Source organism: Lacrimispora sp., assembly GCF_031982545.1.
GTDB lineage: Bacteria > Bacillota > Clostridia > Lachnospirales > Lachnospiraceae > Lacrimispora.
This window is the reverse complement of record NZ_DALYXB010000009.1, coordinates 28,836-46,199: the sequence shown is the minus strand read 5'-3', so window position 1 is coordinate 46,199 and position 17,364 is coordinate 28,836. Positions and strand designations below refer to the sequence as shown.

Sequence of the window (17,364 nt, the reverse complement as noted above, 5' to 3'; positions counted from 1 at the left end):
CATGGAAAGAGCGTATCATTTATGGAATCCGTTTACGGATCTGGAGGAATTTTTGCCTTATAAGGATGTGGGTCCTATGACTATTGTCAGAGGAGAAGGCCCTTTTGTTTATAACGAAGCCGGAAAAAAGTTTATCAATGCCAGCGGTTCTTTATGGAATGTGGCAGTTGGACATGGGAGAGAGGAGCTTGCAGATATAGCATTTGAACAGATGAAAAAACTCTGCTATTCATCCTGCTTCCGCCAGACTCATCCAAAGGCTTGCGAGCTTGCAGATTGTTTGTGCGCCCTGACGGGGAATTACTATGATAAAGCATATCTGGGAAGCAATGGTTCGGAAGCAGTTGAAACGGCTCTTAAGATGACGAGGCAGTTTTTTCGCCAGAGTGAGGCAGAAGAGAAACGGGGAAAATATAAAATCCTGTCCTTTAAAGGCTGTTATCACGGAGTAAGCTATGGAGCCATAGGTCTGTCTGGCGATGAAATCAATGAAAAGCTGTATGCGCCGCTGCCGGGAGGACTTTTGCAGGTAGAACCTCCTTATTCCTATCACGGGGCATATGAGACCAAAGATCAGGCGGAATGTGAATTGAAATGTCTGGAAGAAATCCAAAGAGTGATCGAGAGAGAGGGGCCTGATACAATGGCGGCCTTTATTGCCGAGCCTCTTATGGGAGAAAGAGGAATTATAGCAATCAGTGACAGCTTTTTCGATACTCTGATGGAACTGTTAGACCGGTATGACATGCTAATGATTGCGGATGAAGTGACCACAGGATTTGGCAGAACAGGAGAACTTTTCGCCACAGACAGGTGGAGAAAACGGCCGGATATCCTCTGCCTCGGCAAGGGGATCAGCAGCGGTTATCTTCCAGTCTCCGCCGTATTGGCAACTCAAAAAGTTTATGAAAATTTTAAAGGTGAGGATCACTATTTTCAGCACGGAAGTACTTCCAGCGGAAATCCCGTATGCAGTGCAGTGGCTCTTGGCAATATCGATATTATTCTTCGTGAGAATCTGGTAGAGAACTCCAGGAAAACAGGAGAATATTTAATGGAAAAAATAAAGAGTCTGATGGAAGAAAGACCTGTGTTAGGTGAGATCCGGGGACGTGGTCTTATGATTGGTATGGAGCTTGTTAAGGACCGGGTTTCCAGAAAACCTTTAAGCGAGTCTGAGATGTTTGAAATAGTTGCTGACTGTGCTTCTTTGGGAGTGATTGTTTATTACAACAGAAATGTGATTGCGCTGTTTCCACCTCTTATTATCACAAAAGATATTGCGGATCATATTTATTCAGCATTAAAGACAGCATTGGATACCGGCAAGAAAGAAGAGATTCTGAAAAAGAAGAGGTTATTAAAAGAGTTAGTTACTTCTAAACTGAGAACAGCCAATTCATAAATGAAAGGGGAAGAGGCAGTTGAATTTATTTTGTATCCCCTGTGCTGGCGGAAGTGCGGCCATGTTTAAAAAAATACAGGATCTGATGCTTCAGAATGTAAAGGTAAGACCGATGGAACTGGCTGGCAGAGGCAGCCGTTTTGCGGAAAAACCTTATGCAGATGTGAGCAGTGCTGTGGATGATTTATATCAGAAAATCAGTGGCTGGATTGACCAGGAGGAATACTGTATCATGGGCTTTAGTATGGGCGGGATTCTTACCTTTGAATTGTGCAGAAAGATTGTGCAAAAGGGAAGAAGACTTCCTTCCGGAGTTTTTTTTCTGGGCGTAGAGCCACCCCACATTAAATCCGGGACAGAATATCACAAGCTTGATGATAGGGAATTCAGACAGGCAATGATTTCCATAGGCGGAATACCAGAGGAAGTATCAAAATGTGAGGAACTGTTTGACCTGTACTTACCTGCCCTAAGAGCGGATTTTCAGCTTTGTGAGACATATTGTTTCACAGGGCAGATCATTAAATTTGATTTTAAGTTTTATTTGATTAATGGCTTAAATGATTCAATCAGCCGCTGCTTTTTGGATCAGTGGGCATGGTATTGCAAAAAGTGTCAATTGGATTTTGTACCGGGTGTTCATTTCTTTATAAATACCAATACATCAGAAACCTGTCGTTGCATTAACAAAGGCTTAAAGGAAATATTAGATTGTTGATTATATAAAATAAATGTTACCCAAAGAAATCACAGCAGGGGATAGGTATGGTATTTGTCAATTGTATGGATATAACAGAGTGCAAAAATGAACTTTACGAAAAGGCCAGCCATATAGTTTCGGAAGAAAGGAGGAGAAAGTCAGAATGTTATCGTTATGCAGATGATTCCAAAAGGTGTATTTGTGCTGGCTTATTACTTCAATATGGACTTTATCACAAAGTTGGCCAATTAAGTGAAATTGAAATCACGTACAATGAATTTGGAAAGCCATTTATAAAAAACAGGAAAAAATTTAAATATAACATAACGCATTCTGGAAAGTGGGTGGCAATTGTATATGGTGCCACTGAGGTCGGAATAGATGTTGAGAAAATTCAGGAAGGCAGAGAAGAGTTAATGGATTTTTGTTTCTCTGAAGAAGAAAGATTTACAATTTATAATTACATAGAAAAAGAAGAACAGCTAAAACAGTTTACAAAATTATGGACTATGAAAGAAAGCTATATAAAATTTCTTGGAACAGGACTTTCAACAAGTTTGAAATCATTCTCTGTAGATGCTACGAAAGGATTGATAACCTGTAACGATGGTGAGTTAAAAAAGGATTTAAGAATAAGAAGTTACCAATTTGCTACAGATTATTATTTATCTGTATGCAGTGGGGAGGATGAGATTTGCATCCATAACGTTTCGTTGAAAGAGGTAGTAAACTTATTAGAGTGCATGCATGGACGCAGGAGCTGTTTATAGTAGCGGTCAGGGCTGCTTATTAGTGGGTAAGCCAACGCTTTACCCACTCTTTTCAAATTCATATATTGATTAATTAAAAATCGTTACATAAGGCTTTTAACAAATTCTACAGGATACATGGTTCTTTCTGCAGTTTCCTCAACGCTAAGCCCCTGTGTTAAAAAACGTTTTGCCACACTTGCCATGCTTTCAGCCACTTCAACTATAAATTTATCATAGTCATAAAATCTAATAACCCGCTGTCCCCACGGATATTCTTTCGCCTTGTGAATAAATTCAATTCCTTGTGTACCGCTGATTTTATCCTGCCAATAATCCAAATCCTCCACTTCAAAGTAAAGCTGAAAGTTATTCGGCTGTGTCTTGCCGGGCAAATCTGCACCAACAAGTTCCGCGTAATTGGATTGCAGGGAAAATCCGCCAAAAGCCACATGCACTCCCAAATCCATTATAACCTTTTGCTCCATCACAGTTTCATAAAATTGCTTTGCCTTCTCCATATCAGATACGGCAATCAAAGTACCTTGATATTGCATATGATCACTCCTTTTTCGTTTTACTAAATTATATATCAGAATTTAGCAATTTCGCTGTAAAAATCGGACATATTATCCCGGTACTCCTGAGGAGTAATACCACAAATGGCCTTAAAATCATGGATGAAGTGAGGCATATCATAAAAACCTGTTTCCATAAAAACCTGCGTTAAGCCATAGTCGTGTCGCTGTAAAAGGCGGATAGACCTGTTTACACGTACAAGGCGGGAGAATGATTTTATCCCTACCCCCATATATTCGTCGAAAAGCCGTCCTAAATGGCGTTCGCTATAAAAAACATTCTGCGAGAGCTCTTTTACTGAATAAGTCCCGCCACTATTTATAATTAAATTACTTGCCTGGGAAAACTCCTGGCGATAAAAGGCACCTTTTAAATGAGCAAGAAACAGCCTGTCCATTTTGGAAATCAGATCCTCTACACTTAACGACGTTTCCAGTTCATTTGCCATCAGGCGATTCATAGAGGGGTTAACGTTTGCAAAATCAAAGACACAATCTGTTATTTCTTTTTGCGGCATTCCGCTAAAGGCATAATATCCAGCCGGCTGAAACTCTACAATAAACAAAAGGCTGAAGTTATTGGCTGACTTGCCAACAAAGGAAGGTTTCGTAATAGGACCAAACAAGTTGCCATGGATATGGCTGTCAGTACATGATTGCACAAGTGTAGCGCTCCCGTGTGGCATAACGGCGTAATTATCTGACATCATACCGATGCCTGGAAAAGTAATTGTGTAATTAGAAATGAAATTTCTAAGCCCTGAATGTGGTTGAATATAAATGAAATCAACGCCTCGTATTAGTACACGGCTATTATTCATATAGTTTTGAATGGAATCCTTCTTAAGCATGACATCACCACCTCCCTGTTTTCATTTTACTAAATAAAATTCTATTAAACAAGGAGAAATCAGGTAATAATAACGTTGTTGAAATTTAATTTAAGGAGTCAGCAAATATGGATAAAACACCTAAAATAGAAGTTTGCTCATACTGTTCTGGATTTGATGTCAATGAGTTAAAGAATAAAGTGAAGATAAAGATCGGCTGCATTGGAAAATGTTCCAAACATAACCCGGATTTAAATGGAAAAGTATATGGATTTCTTAATGGTGTATTTACGGTTTGTGATACCAAGGAGGAATTTTTTGAAAAGATTGACAAACTGGAACCCTTTCAATTAAATAGTAATGAGAATCCTTTGGTTGACGCATTTTTGGAGCACCTTGAAAAATGGCGGGCTGAGCATGAAAAACTACGGGAGCTCTGTCTTGCCTGTCAGCTGACCGAAGAATTAAAGTGGGGACAGCCTTGTTACACGTTAAATAATAAAAATGTAGTTATAATTGGAGGCTTTAAAAATTATATTGCGCTAACCTTTTTTAAGGGAGCATTGCTAAAGGATAAGGACAGAGAACTTGTTCAGCAGACGGAGAGTGTTCAGGCTGGCCGGCAGCTGCGATTTACCTCAGTGGAGGAGATTACTGAAAGAGAGACGATGATCAAAGCATATATCGAAGAGTCCATGGAAATTGAAACGGCTGGTTTAAAAGTACCTGTCGAAAAGAAAGCGGAGATCCCGATTCCCGATGAACTGCAAATAAAGTTTCATGATGATGCCGCGTTTAAAAATGCATTTTACGCATTGACACCGGGGCGTCAAAGGGGCTATATTTTTTATTTTAATGGAGCCAAGAAGTCTGAAACCCGAATATCACGGATTGAAAAGTGTATGGATAAAATCTTTCATGGGTTGGGGATTGATGATTAACTGTCTCATTGAGAAAAGCGGAGTCGGGCGCTGCAATCTGACTCTGCTTTTCTCTAGTCGTATTATTCAATTTGATGATTTTTAAATATATGATAGGCCAAAAATGTCAGTATTACACTGAGAGTAAGCGCAAACAGAGGCAGAAATACATAAGGGTGAATCACAAAGCCCCCGAATTCATATTGAATTATAGTTGCTACAGATGAGAGAGAAGTCATTTGTGTCGGGAAAAGCTGATACAGGTTATGGAAAAGTATATTCTGTTCCGAAACACTGCCCAGCATGGGTGCTATCAGTAATACGCTCACCAAAATAATAACTCCAAATGGTGTCTTAAGATTTGCGGAAAGCAGCATAGTAATTGCACCTGTCATCAGGAACGCAAACAAGCTGACAACCATTAGCAGCAATGAGGTCTGAGCCATGGAAAGTGGATATGGGGAAAGCATATTAAATAATTGCAGGGGTGAACTACCGCCTTCCGCTCCATAGATAGCCAATGACAGGCAAAAGGCCAGTGTAAGCTGAAGCAAACCAAAGATTACAGTCAATGAAAAGCCGGTAAATATTTTTGCAGCAATCAACTTGTTTTTTCCATACCTGGAGGATAGAATAAGCTGATCCGTACCATAGGTGTATTCTCTCGAAAACAGTGGGGCCAAACAGACGGCTATCACAAATTCGCAGAATAATCCCAGCGTATTGATCAATATAAAATAACGGGTATAGCCGTCTGTATAAGAAAACGTAAATGGTATTTTTATCTGCGCATCCATCGCCATTACCTGTTTCTTAACTTTATCGCTCATGTGTGTTTGCAGAATATGCTGCGCAAGTTTGTCATGTCGGATGTTATAGAAACCATCCGCCTCCGCTTTGGTCAGAATTTGAAAATCCTCCATATTAAAGCGTTTGGAGGCTGTATTGAAAACGCTGCGGATGACCCCGTAGATCTCACTGTAAGGTCTTGCGATGGTTTGGTATTCCTGCGTGGCCTGATAAACATCTGAGGGTGGAATCTGTGCATAGGCACGAACTGTTTCCATAATCAATCCGGAATCTAGCGGACGCCCCGAAAGTGACCGGGCATAGGCTCTATCCTTAACCATCGCAGCATAATTAGATTCGTAGGGCGTGCCATCCACATAATAATCTCCGTAGAGCGTGACAGATACGTTGAATACAGTCAGAATAACAGATAGAATCATAGTGAATTGTATGCTTTTCTTGCATAATATCTTTTTATATTCAAAGCCAACTAAATTCCAAAATCCCTTCATTGTTCATTCACCTCGCTGAAATAATATAAATATAAATCCTCTAACGTGGCCTGTGTGATGAACGCTTCTGCACATGGCTTTTCCTCTGAAATCAAACGTAAAAGCATTATCCCGTCGCTTTCCTGACGTAAATTAATCACTGGATATTTTTTGCAGATGGCAACAGCATCGGATTGGGGTAACGTACATTCCCAAACCTTACCATCAATGGAACTTATTATTTCATCCCGCGTCCCCTGATGAATAAGCGAACCGTCTTTCATAACAAGAATGGTACCTGCAATGTGCTCAATATCTGAAACAATGTGGGTGGAAAGCAGAACAATGCGGTCTGCTCCGAGACGGGAAATCATATTGCGAAAGTGTATCCGCTCTTTGGGATCGAGACCCGCAGTGGGCTCATCTAAAATTAATATTTGAGGATTGTTCAACATGGATTGAGCAATACCTAATCTCTGTTTCATACCACCGGAAAAAGTTTTGATCCGTTTCCTGGCATCTTTTTCAAGGGATACCTGTTCCAAAAGCTCCCATGCTTTTTCTTTTGCCTGTGGTTTTGGCAGGCCCTTTAAGGCTGCAATGTACAACAAAAAATCCAGCGCTGAGAATTCCGGATAGTATCCAAATTCCTGTGGTAAGTATCCCAGCGCATCGCGATAATCCTCATGGCCGACATCAATTTTATTAAAACTAATTGTACCGGAAGTCGGGGCCAATACGCCGCATATCATACGTATCAAAGTCGTTTTTCCTGCTCCGTTTGCGCCAAGAAGACCGTATACTCCTTTTTGAAAAGTTATGGAAATACGGTCACAGGCTGTTTTGTTCCCATATTGTTTTGTTACTCGGTCAAGTTCCAGTTCCATTGTTTTTCCTCCAGTTTTTTGACGAATTTATGCATTTGAAATCCAATCGCAACCAGGCAGATAGCGAAAAGTGTCAGCCAGCTGTTTAGATACACATCAGTATAAAGTACAGTTACTAAGCCTTCACAAAGAATACTGGATACGCTGACAAAACCTGCTGCAGCCGCGCAAGCATAAATACCATCTGAACCATGAAACCGATTCAATAGCCATAGGCAAGCTGTACACACAAAAAGATATGGCATTATAGTATACAGAATGGTTTGCAGCAGACTGTATGCTGATATCTGGTTGATAAATATCAGCAGTAGGATTAAAACAATAAAGTTGGCTGCTCCAAAAATACTGATTCGTGCCATAACAATCTGAAGCAGGCTGAACCGGCAGCTTGCCTCCAGTTCTGCCATTATGTAAGCGGAAGAGCGGTAGATTTCTGTAATTGTCATCATCGCCAGAAACGGAAGAATCGCGGAAATACTCCATATTCTTAATCCATCTCCACTCCAATATTGAAAAGAAGATAAACGGAAAGCAATAACCCAGCCAAGAAAGACAATCAAAGCAAATGCAATCCAAATGCACTTGCGGATATATGCAAGCTGCGCCAACAGGAATTCCCAATAAGTGATTTTAGGATAGCGCAGCTGTTTTAAAAAGCGCTCCCGATCGGTTGGAGGCGGTGCTTGAAAAGATGACATGAGTCCTTTTTTCAGATTTCGGTTCATTGAAAATCCTCCTTTTCTAATAGCTTTTTTAAGGCGTCTATTGCAGAACCTGTTTTCCGGTAAATAGCAAAGCGTGAAATACCCATAATAGAAGATATCTCTCCCACAGAAAGCTCATTGACATATCGCAGTAGCAGTAACTCCCGTTCCTGTTCTGGCAAGGTTTTAATTGCATGGCAGAGTGTATAATTAAGTTCTATCTGCTCATAGCAATCTGCGTGGGGGATATCTTCCGTCAGTAGTTCAGGCTGAATTTTCCGAAACGAATCGACGCAGAGGTTTCGTGCTATAACATAAAGATAGGCAAGTCTTTTTCCACGGTCGATGTATGCCTTTTGTGCAAAGTATTTGAGGAAGGTTTCTTGAGTAAGATCTTCTGCCAATACAGAATTTCTTACTTTATAATAGCAATAGCGATAGATTTTATCATATTGCTCCTGCATATCAACTGACATTTAACCCCTCCTCTCAAATTGATTAACGGTTTAATTCCCTTAAATGTGCGGGTAAAATTTACTATTAAGTAAATATTTTTAATTTTATTATAAGTTAAAAGTCTTTCTGAACTGGCTGGGTGTTATTCCGTGAACTTCCTGAAATGCTGCGGTGAATTTTGACGGATTTTTATAACCACACAGCTCAGCAATATGATGGATACTTAAATGATCAGAGGAGAGAAGCTGCATTGCCCGCTTCATTTTTTCCCTTCTGATATAATCGTAAAGAGGAATATGATAAGTATTTTTAAAGCTGAGGCGAAGTTTGCTTTCACTCATATCTGCAATTTTTGTCAGTTCGCTCATAGAGGGAACATCCAGAATGTTTTCATCCAGTTTTTGCTTCACAGCATACATTTTCTTCTCATTTTCCCATGTAACATAATTCCGTCTGTTACTTCTCCGATCGGAAATAACAGGATAATTGCGTGCAATGGAACCAAGAAGGTGAATCACCATGCCCTCAAATGCAAAGGGCGGCATATCCCCATTTCTGATTGCCCAGCGGATCTGCTCAAAGATGAGCATGGTACCTGGGGAATTCAAATGCTCTGTTTCCCATAATTTTCCATCCTCAATGCTGATTTTAGGCGCATGAGCTCTTGCCTGCAGGAAGGGTTCTAAAAAGTCCTGGAAAATTAAAATGCTGGTAAAACAGGTATGGACATTCTTTGGAAAGGTAAACTGGAACGCTTTTTGAGGATTTACTAATTTATGGCATAGGGGGGAAAATGTGGTTGCAGCTTTTCCCTGCTGAGAGTAGATAATATCACCGCAATCGATGCATAAAAGCCAGAGACATGGTTCTTTGATATCAATTTTATGAACAATCGTCTGGTTGGGCGTAAACCACGCACTGGAGACATAAAGCCCCTGGGCAGGTGAGACTTCCACAATCCAGCCGTTTGACCAATGGGGAGGAAAATAATGCCCTTTACCCGGTCCATAAGGGGTTTGATGGAGGTTGTATTTTTTTGCCATGGAACCCCAGGATGCATCATCATATTTATTCATTAAAAGCCTCCTTTTTTCGTGAGATATTGAAAGTATACTGGAAACAAGAGTTTAATGCAATTGAAAGTACTCCATTTTGTTTTAATTATGATCCAATCATAAAACAGAAAGAAATGAAATTCAGTCGAAAATACATATAAACACAGAGTTTCTTGAGTTTAAGGAAGAATGGAACTTCCTTATCCTGGAGAACAGCTATATTGACGATTATTTTTTATTATGCTAGTATTTATTAGGTTAGTCTAAACTAACAAAAACTCGGATTTGTCATGATGCAGATATAAAAAGTATAAGGAGAATGAATATGAAAAAAAGAGGGCTGTTACTTTGCTCCATGATGTTATTATTCGTTTTAACAGGATGTGGAAACGCAGACATTTCAAATAATAAAGGGACAGATATCAATAAAATTGATACGGTTATGGGAGAGATTGAAGTGCCCCAAAATCCTGAACGTGTGGTAGTGAACTGGTATATCGGCGATGCCTTTTCTCTGGATTTAAATGTGGTGGGTTATTTAGCCTGGGAACAGGAGACCATGCCATTTTATGATAAGTTTTCACCATCTGCAAAATTGGAAAATTGGGCGGCAGAGGATATTATGGCGGTAGAGCCAGATTTGATTATTACATATGACACAGCTGATTTTGAGAATTTTAATAAAATTGCACCTGTTTTAGTAATTCCCGAAGGAGAGGTAACTTCGGCAGAACGGCTGAGAATGATTGGCAGAGCCACAGGAAAGGAAAAGGAAGCGGAGGCACTGGTCACAACATTTGATGAAAAGCTTGCGGCGGCAAAGGCAGAGCTTCAAAGTGAAGCATATGAGGGAAAGACCTTTAGTATCATGGAAGACTGGGGATCTACCGGCGAGTGGAGTGGTGTAGCATATGAAACCGGCTCCAGAGGTGGCACCCTGGTTTATGACTATCTTGGGTTGAAAATGCCAGAAAAACTGGAACAGCTGATTGTCAAAACAGGAGAAAACAGAGGAACGCTCAGTTATGAAGTCGCCCATGAATATTTCGGTGATTATATCTTGTGGTTCCAGCAGGAGGGCAAGGAATCTGAATATGCAAAGTCTGATATCTGGAAGAGCATACCTGCTGTTTTAGAAGGCAGAGTGGCGGAGATTCCGGGAGAGAACCTTGGATTGTTCTACTATGATGATATGGCCAGTTTAACTGCACAGCTGGACTATGCCATTGATGCCATCAAAAAAATATCGAAGTAATCATAGAAGGAGAAATCTGCATGTTAAAGTTCAAAAACAAAGGTGTATTATTACTGGCCTTCGCCATTGGCATTTCTGTCTCAGGCTGTAGTTTAAAGCCAGCAAAAACAGCAGTGGAAGGATCTGCAGAAATCAGAGTGATCAATACGGAGCAGGGGGAGATAGAAATACCTGCTGATCCCAAAAGAGTCATAGTGACATATTGTGTGGGGGATGCCCTGGCTCTTGGAGTTAAGCCTGTAGCAGTTTATGATGCAGCTGGCACAGCTTATGAAAAAGAATTGGAAGGCGTGCCTGTCTGGGGAGAATTTGAAGCAGAACAGTTAATCTCTTACGAACCTGATTTGATAATTGTTGCTAATCAGGAACAATATGATATTGCTTCCAAAATAGCTCCCACAATTCTGCTGCCTTTTACGGCGCAGTCCATGGATGAGCGCGTACGCTTTATGGGTGATGTATTAAACAAACAGGAAAAGGCAAATGCAGTTCTGAACGCGTTTCACGAAAAACTGGAGGTGGCAAAGGCTTCTCTTAGGGAAAAGGATGTTATGGATAAAACCTTCAGCGTGATTGAAAGTGACGGAAGCGGAGGTATTTGGGTTTACGGTGATAAATGGGGTCGCGGGGGAGATTTATTATACAGCCAGCTGGAACTTCAGGCGCCTGAAATCGTTGAGAAGGAAATTATCGCAGCGGAACAATACAGGGATGTTTCCATGGAGGTCATCAGTAATTATATCGGTGATTATATCATAATTGCCAGAGGTCTTGAGGAATTGAAGGGAAACACAATCTGGGAATCTCTGCCTGCGGTTAAGGCAGGAAATGTGATTCCTATCGATTTTACCTTGTTTTACGATATTGATATTTACTCCTCAAACGTACAACTGGATTATCTGTTAAATGCTCTGCTGAAAACACAAGAGTAATGTTATTATCACCACGGAAAGGAACGACACCATGAAAAATACGACAACAAAGGGATGGAAGGGTTCCATCAACTTTGCCTTTTACATGGCTCTTGGATTTGGACTTTTATTGATTGTTTCGGCAGCTTCCATTACATTTGGTGCTGCCGACATGAGAATTGCAACTGCATGGGAGGCGGTTTTTCAGTTTAACCCTGAATTAACAGAGCATCAGATTATCCAGACACTACGCCTTCCAAGAACTGTGGCGGATTTAATGGTAGGCTGCAGTTTAGCCATTTGCGGTGCAATCATGCAGGGGACAACCAGAAATCCACTGGCTGACTCCGGACTGATGGGTATTAGTTCGGGGTCAACGTTTGCTATGGCACTTTGTATGGCATTTTTACCGATGAGGACTTACGGACAGACCATGCTGTTTGCATGTATGGGTGCCGCTGTCACAACGGCAATGACTTATTTTATTGCATCCATGGGAAAGGGAGGAATGACGCCCCAGCGCCTTGTTTTAGCTGGGATTTCAATCTCCATGCTGTTTGGAGCATTCAGCCAGTATATTTCCATCAAATATCATTTGGGACATGCCCTTGCTTATTGGACAGCAGGAGGTACGGCGGGGGCAAAATGGAGTGAGCTGCTGACCGTTTTTCCAGCTTTTGCTCTTGGTGTGGTTGGAGCCGTTGCACTTTCACCTTCCGTCACAGTGCTCAGCTTAGGAGAAGATGTTGCCACGGGTCTGGGATTAAAAACAAAATTTGTGAAGGCACTTTCTACGATTATTGTGCTCCTGCTTACAGGACTTTCCGTTATTATTGTTGGTCCGGTAGGTTTTGTGGGTTTAATTACTCCTCATATTGTCCGGTATTTTGTGGGGGTGGATTACCGCTATATTATTCCGGCATCAGGAATGTACGGTGCGTTGCTTACGGTTTTTGCGGATCTGGCAGGAAGATTAATCAATAAACCTTACGAAACACCCATAGGCATTATCTTTGCCGTTATTGGCGTTCCTTATTTCCTCTATCTGGCAAGAAAGCAAAGGAGGGAATTTGAATGAAAAAGAAAGGTTATATTCTGTTAATTATGACGGTACTGCTGGTGATTGTAGGAATTATCAGTATTAATTCAGGCAAAATGAACCTTACTCCTGCAGAGGTAATCAGTGTGATTTTAGGAAAAGGTACATCGAAGCAGAACCTGATTATTATGGAATTTCGTCTGCCCCGCATAATACTGGCGGTTTTCGTTGGAATCGGCATGGGAATTTCAGGCTGTATTATGCAAAGTCTGTTAAGAAATGATATGGCAAGCCCGGGTACCTTGGGCATCAGCTCCGGTTCAGGACTCTTTGTATTAATTTATGTGGTAATTTTTTCTGCAAAGTCCAATTCTTCGGCAATTTTAATGCCTTTATTATCTTTTGCAGGAGGGCTGACTGCCGCAGCGTTAATTTTTCTTCTTTCCTACCGGAAGAATAGAGATATTTCCCCCACAGGATTGATTTTAACGGGCGTGGCACTGGGAAGCGGTTACGGTGCGCTAACCACACTGCTTACTCTGAAACTGGACCAAAATCAAATGGAATTTATACAGCGTTGGAGTGCAGGCAGTTTGTGGGGAGATGACTGGCGTTATCTGGCGATATTGGTACCATGGACAGCTATTTTGTGCGCATATGCATTATATAAATCCCATGTGCTGAATATTTTAAACCTTGGAAATGAAACGGCTACAGGTCTGGGCACTGCGGTAAAGCCGGAATTTATCGGGCTGACAGTGGCGGCTGTGGCGCTTTCCTCCGGAAGTGTATCTTTGGGAGGCAATTTCTTTTTTGTTGGAATGATTGCACCTCATATGGCAAGAAAAATCGTTGGTTCTAACCATAAACTGCTTCTTACAGCGGCTGGGCTGTGCGGAGCGATAATCGTTCTGCTGGCAGATACGATAACAAGAACTATCAGCCTGGGTACGGATGTACCAACGGGCATTGTAATTACAGTGCTCAGCACACCATACTTTTTGTATCTATTGGCAAAAGCAAATAATTAAGGAGTACAGTATGAATAGTATTGCAACAGAAAACTTAGACATTGCCTATGACAATGCACTGATTGTCGAGAATCTGGAGATGGCAATCCCTCGTAATAAAATCACGTCAATTATCGGCCCCAACGGATGCGGAAAATCAACGGTGTTAAAGGCGGTAGGGCGCATTTTGAAGCCGAAGAAAGGCATGGTTTATTTAAATGGCGGGGACATTTCCACGTTACCCACAAAAGAGATTGCAAAAAAAATGTCTATTTTACCCCAGACCCCTTCGGCACCTGGTGGATTGACGGTAAGTGAACTGGTTGCCTACGGAAGATTTCCTCACCAAAATGGCTTTGGAAAGTTAACAAAGGAAGATAAAAAAATAGTCGAGTGGGCAATTTCCGCAACAAAGCTTTCTGACCTGGAGCATCGGGAGGTAAACACCTTGTCAGGCGGTCAGCGGCAAAGAGTCTGGATTGCCATGGCACTTGCCCAGCAGACAGATTTGATTTTACTGGATGAACCTACTACATATCTGGATATGGCTCATCAGCTGGAGGTGCTGGAGCTTTTATACAGTTTAAACCGCAATCAGGGGTGTACCATTGCTATGGTACTTCATGATTTAAACTTAGCAGCCCGTTTTTCTGATTATATGATTGCCATTCGCAGTGGAAAAATCATACAGCACGGGTCACCCAAGGAGGTAATGATTCCTGAGGTTTTAAAGGAGACCTTTTCGATTGATGCAGAGGTTGTGCATGAATCCAGAACGGGAAGGCCAGTTTGCCTGACCTACTCGCTGCTGCATCAGGAGGACTTACCAAAGAGGGAGGCGATTTCTCTATGAAAATTTCACTGCGGATATTTTGCGAGGCAAAAAAATATCGTATCTATCTGGTGTTTGCATTTTTTGCCCTGGTCGTATCTACAGTGGCCGGATTTTATACCCCGTGGGCATTAAGAGAGTTAACCTCTCTTGCCACAGAGGGTAGGGGAGATTTTGGCACAGAAGCTTTACGCATCGGCCTGTTTTTGCTGGGGGCGGCAACGCTGCAGGCGGCTGGTGCATCAGCGGCCGGATATATGAACCACTATGCGGCACTGCATTATGTAGCAGATTTACGCAAACTGCTTTATGGAAAGCTGCAGAATATGAGCCTGAGTTATTTTCACAAAAGCAGAACTGGCGACCTTACCAGCCGGGTGGTAAATGATACATTAGATGCAGAGGTGCTTCTGGCTCATGTGATTCCTGATTTCATTGTGAATATCCTTACTTTTATCGGAGTGGGCATCCTGCTGTTTACAATCAATGTAAAACTGGCTTTTATAAGCCTGGTTACCATTCCGTTTCTATTAGGCATTACTTTATGGCAGGGACATCACGTTTCACCCATATGGAAGGAAAACTCCCGTGTGAGAGGAGCGCTTGCCGGCAAGGTTCAGGACAACCTTTCAGGAATGAAAGAAATACAGATTTTCAATCAGCAGGGTCATGAAGAAAACAGTATTGCCCACCTTGCTATGCTCCACAGCCGGGCCTATCTTCGTGCCAGTTTCTTTTTTGAAACATCATATCCTTTGCTGGCATTTGTGACTGCACTGGGTACAGTTATTGTGGTGATTTACGGCGGATATTTAATAGGAACCGGAGAGGTAAACATTGGCGACATTGTTGGCTTTGCCATGTATTTATCTATGTTTTATGGACCAGTGAAAAATTTTTCCGCTCTTGTTGAACGCGCCGGAGAGGCAGGGGCGGGGTGTAAGCGTGTTTTTGATGTGTTTGATGAAATTTCAGAGGTAAAAGAAAAAGAAAATGCCATTGTCATGAAGCGGGTTAAGGGTGAAATCGAGCTAAGAGATCTAACCTTTTCCTATCATCAAGATATTCCTGTGATGGAAAATATTAATTTAAAAATTCAAACAGGACAGACGGTGGCACTGGTCGGAACCACGGGGGTGGGAAAGAGTACCATTGCAAATCTGATTAACCGATTTTATGATCCTCAAAACGGTGCGGTTTATATTGATGGAATTGATATTCGGGATGTTACCCTTTCCAGTCTGCGCAATAATATTTCTATGGTATTACAGGATACCTTCTTATTTAACGGCACAGTGTATGAGAATATAGCCTATGGCTGGAAAGGTGCCACGAAAGAAGATGTGCTTGCTGCGGCAAAAGCTGCCAATGCCCATGATTTTATTCAAAAAATGGAACATGGTTACGATACAACCATTGGTGAAAGAGGTGTCTTGCTCTCTGGGGGGCAAAGACAGAGAATTGCGATTGCCAGGGCTATTTTAAGAGATTCCCCCATCCTGATTTTAGATGAGGCGACCTCTGCCTTAGACACCAAAACAGAAATGGAAATTCAGGCGGCATTAAACGAAATATCCAAGACCCGTACCACCATTATGATCGCACACAGGCTTTCTACAACCCGGGATGCAGATTTGATTGTAGTGCTGGATGGAACGGGGATTGCGGAAATAGGCAGCCACGAAGAATTAATGGAACGGGGAGGGATATTTGCAGGCCTGCATGGTGCCCATGCATAATGAATGGATAGATGAAATGAGGGAGGAACGTACATAATGTTAAAAAAACAGATAAGCAGGAAGATTGTTGCAGTATCTTTTACGATACTGCTTCTGCTTTCGGGCTGTGGCGCTGACAGGAAAGGCGGTACACAGGCAGATAAAAGTGACGCGGAATCAGCAGATACAAGGGTGTTCACCACAGACAAAGGAGAGATTGAAATTCCTGTGCATCCGCAACGGGTGATTACGGATTGTGGATTGCTGGGTGATGTCTTAGCCCTTGGTGTAACTCCTGTTGCAATTGAAGATTATACCGCTACAGATGTGGCATACAAAGAGTTGATCAAAGAGGTAAAGGTTTTGGAAAAATGGGAGCCAGAGTACCTTATGGCGGAAAAACCCGATATGATTGTCACTCTGAATGAAGAAAATTATGAGCAGTTTTCAAAAATAGCACCAACCATTTATGTGCCGGTCTATGAGCTTGAAACGGGAGAAATGCTTTCTTTTCTATCGGATGCCCTGGGTTTGGGGAGGGAAAAAGGAAAAGAAGTGATGGATAACTATAAAGAAAAGGTGAAGGACGCAAAGACCAGATTAAAGGACACCGGCTTATACAATAAAACCTTCAGTGTTATCCGGGTGCAGGGCGAAAATGAAATCGGTGTGCGTTGGAGTAATAATCTGGGAGGACAGATTTTATTTGGCGCTTTGGAACTGCCCCAGACAGAAGCTGCGTTAAGAGAGGTGAAAGCAGGAGTTGACTGGGGTGCCACACTTTCCTTTGAGGCAGTGCCTGAATATATGGGAGATTACATACTGGTAACAGAATATGGCAATTATCAGTTAATTGAAAATAATCCTGTGTGGAAGTCTCTTCCTGCGGTGCAGAAGGGAAATATTATTGTGCTTTCAGAACCGTATATGTATTTAAATGATATTTATTCCTGGTCAGCCCAATTGGATCTGGTTACCGAGGAACTTCTCAATCTGGCTGAAAAAAATGGTGTACCAGAGCAGTAAGCTTTGCTA

Annotated in this window: 18 protein-coding genes; 11 read left to right on the top strand and 7 right to left on the bottom strand. The window is 41.7% G+C overall.

Annotated elements, in window-relative coordinates:
- Window position 1 precedes the first annotated feature (1 nt).
- Genes ABS301_RS15815 through ABS301_RS15805 form a run of 3 tightly spaced genes read left to right on the top strand, consistent with a single transcriptional unit; the run spans window position 2 to window position 2,875 of the window.
- On the top strand, window positions 2–1,405 hold the full coding sequence (locus tag ABS301_RS15815; RefSeq protein WP_349673142.1) for an aminotransferase family protein: 1,404 nt from the start codon (window positions 2–4) through the stop codon (window positions 1,403–1,405).
- 19 nt (window positions 1,406–1,424) lie between these two features.
- Window positions 1,425–2,123, top strand: a complete 699-nt coding sequence (locus ABS301_RS15810; RefSeq protein WP_349673141.1) for a thioesterase II family protein — start codon at window positions 1,425–1,427, stop codon at window positions 2,121–2,123.
- Window positions 2,124–2,170: 47 nt separating this feature from the next.
- Complete coding sequence (locus tag ABS301_RS15805; RefSeq protein ID WP_349673140.1) at window positions 2,171–2,875, top strand: 4'-phosphopantetheinyl transferase family protein; 705 nt, start codon at window positions 2,171–2,173, stop codon at window positions 2,873–2,875.
- Window positions 2,876–2,958: 83 nt separating this feature from the next.
- On the opposite strand, the gene ABS301_RS15800 is transcribed toward ABS301_RS15805, so the two are convergent.
- On the bottom strand, window positions 2,959–3,411 hold the full coding sequence (locus ABS301_RS15800; RefSeq protein WP_349673139.1) for a VOC family protein: 453 nt from the start codon (window positions 3,409–3,411) through the stop codon (window positions 2,959–2,961).
- A gap of 35 nt (window positions 3,412–3,446) precedes the next feature.
- Entirely contained in the window at window positions 3,447–4,283 is an 837-nt protein-coding gene (locus ABS301_RS15795; protein WP_349673138.1) for a helix-turn-helix transcriptional regulator, read from the bottom strand.
- A gap of 107 nt (window positions 4,284–4,390) precedes the next feature.
- On the opposite strand from ABS301_RS15795, the gene ABS301_RS15790 reads away from it, so the two are divergent.
- Window positions 4,391–5,203 carry a YdeI/OmpD-associated family protein gene (locus ABS301_RS15790; protein WP_349673137.1) on the top strand — a complete coding sequence of 271 codons (813 nt, stop codon included), beginning with the start codon at window positions 4,391–4,393 and terminating at the stop codon, window positions 5,201–5,203.
- A gap of 62 nt (window positions 5,204–5,265) precedes the next feature.
- On the opposite strand, the gene ABS301_RS15785 is transcribed toward ABS301_RS15790, so the two are convergent.
- The 5 genes from ABS301_RS15785 to ABS301_RS15765 form a co-directional block, all read right to left on the bottom strand.
- On the bottom strand, window positions 5,266–6,483 hold the full coding sequence (locus tag ABS301_RS15785) for an ABC transporter permease (RefSeq protein ID WP_349673136.1): 1,218 nt from the start codon (window positions 6,481–6,483) through the stop codon (window positions 5,266–5,268).
- Window positions 6,480–7,349: an ABC transporter ATP-binding protein gene (locus ABS301_RS15780; protein WP_349673135.1), complete on the bottom strand. Its 870-nt coding sequence runs from the start codon at window positions 7,347–7,349 to the stop codon at window positions 6,480–6,482. The genes ABS301_RS15785 and ABS301_RS15780 overlap by 4 nt, the downstream gene beginning before the upstream one ends.
- Window positions 7,325–8,074 carry a hypothetical protein gene (locus ABS301_RS15775; protein WP_349673134.1) on the bottom strand — a complete coding sequence of 250 codons (750 nt, stop codon included), beginning with the start codon at window positions 8,072–8,074 and terminating at the stop codon, window positions 7,325–7,327. The genes ABS301_RS15780 and ABS301_RS15775 overlap by 25 nt, the downstream gene beginning before the upstream one ends.
- A complete protein-coding gene (locus ABS301_RS15770) occupies window positions 8,071–8,529 on the bottom strand; it encodes an RNA polymerase sigma factor (protein ID WP_349673133.1) in 459 nt (152 codons plus the stop codon). Before ABS301_RS15770 ends, ABS301_RS15775 begins: the two co-directional genes overlap by 4 nt.
- 87 nt (window positions 8,530–8,616) lie before the next feature.
- Window positions 8,617–9,585 (bottom strand): helix-turn-helix transcriptional regulator, encoded by a 969-nt coding sequence (locus ABS301_RS15765; protein ID WP_349673132.1) that lies wholly within the window; start codon window positions 9,583–9,585, stop codon window positions 8,617–8,619.
- A 304-nt stretch (window positions 9,586–9,889) separates the two neighbouring features.
- On the opposite strand from ABS301_RS15765, the gene ABS301_RS15760 reads away from it, so the two are divergent.
- Genes ABS301_RS15760 through ABS301_RS15730 form a run of 7 tightly spaced genes read left to right on the top strand, consistent with a single transcriptional unit; the run spans window position 9,890 to window position 17,355 of the window.
- Window positions 9,890–10,819, top strand: a complete 930-nt coding sequence (locus ABS301_RS15760; RefSeq protein ID WP_349673131.1) for an ABC transporter substrate-binding protein — start codon at window positions 9,890–9,892, stop codon at window positions 10,817–10,819.
- Between the two features lie 20 nt (window positions 10,820–10,839).
- Window positions 10,840–11,751, top strand: a complete 912-nt coding sequence (locus tag ABS301_RS15755; protein WP_349673130.1) for an ABC transporter substrate-binding protein — start codon at window positions 10,840–10,842, stop codon at window positions 11,749–11,751.
- Window positions 11,752–11,782: 31 nt separating this feature from the next.
- Window positions 11,783–12,808: a FecCD family ABC transporter permease gene (locus ABS301_RS15750; RefSeq protein WP_349673129.1), complete on the top strand. Its 1,026-nt coding sequence runs from the start codon at window positions 11,783–11,785 to the stop codon at window positions 12,806–12,808.
- The gene (locus tag ABS301_RS15745; protein WP_349673128.1) at window positions 12,805–13,800 is read left to right on the top strand and encodes a FecCD family ABC transporter permease; all 996 of its coding nucleotides are present in this window, start codon (window positions 12,805–12,807) and stop codon (window positions 13,798–13,800) included. Before ABS301_RS15750 ends, ABS301_RS15745 begins: the two co-directional genes overlap by 4 nt.
- Window positions 13,801–13,810: 10 nt before the next feature.
- Window positions 13,811–14,632, top strand: coding sequence for an ABC transporter ATP-binding protein (locus ABS301_RS15740; RefSeq protein WP_349673127.1), 822 nt, complete (start codon window positions 13,811–13,813; stop codon window positions 14,630–14,632).
- Window positions 14,629–16,350 carry an ABC transporter ATP-binding protein gene (locus ABS301_RS15735; protein ID WP_349673126.1) on the top strand — a complete coding sequence of 574 codons (1,722 nt, stop codon included), beginning with the start codon at window positions 14,629–14,631 and terminating at the stop codon, window positions 16,348–16,350. The genes ABS301_RS15740 and ABS301_RS15735 overlap by 4 nt, the downstream gene beginning before the upstream one ends.
- A 36-nt stretch (window positions 16,351–16,386) precedes the next feature.
- Window positions 16,387–17,355 carry an ABC transporter substrate-binding protein gene (locus tag ABS301_RS15730; RefSeq protein WP_349673125.1) on the top strand — a complete coding sequence of 323 codons (969 nt, stop codon included), beginning with the start codon at window positions 16,387–16,389 and terminating at the stop codon, window positions 17,353–17,355.
- The last annotated feature ends 9 nt before the right edge of the window (window positions 17,356–17,364 follow it).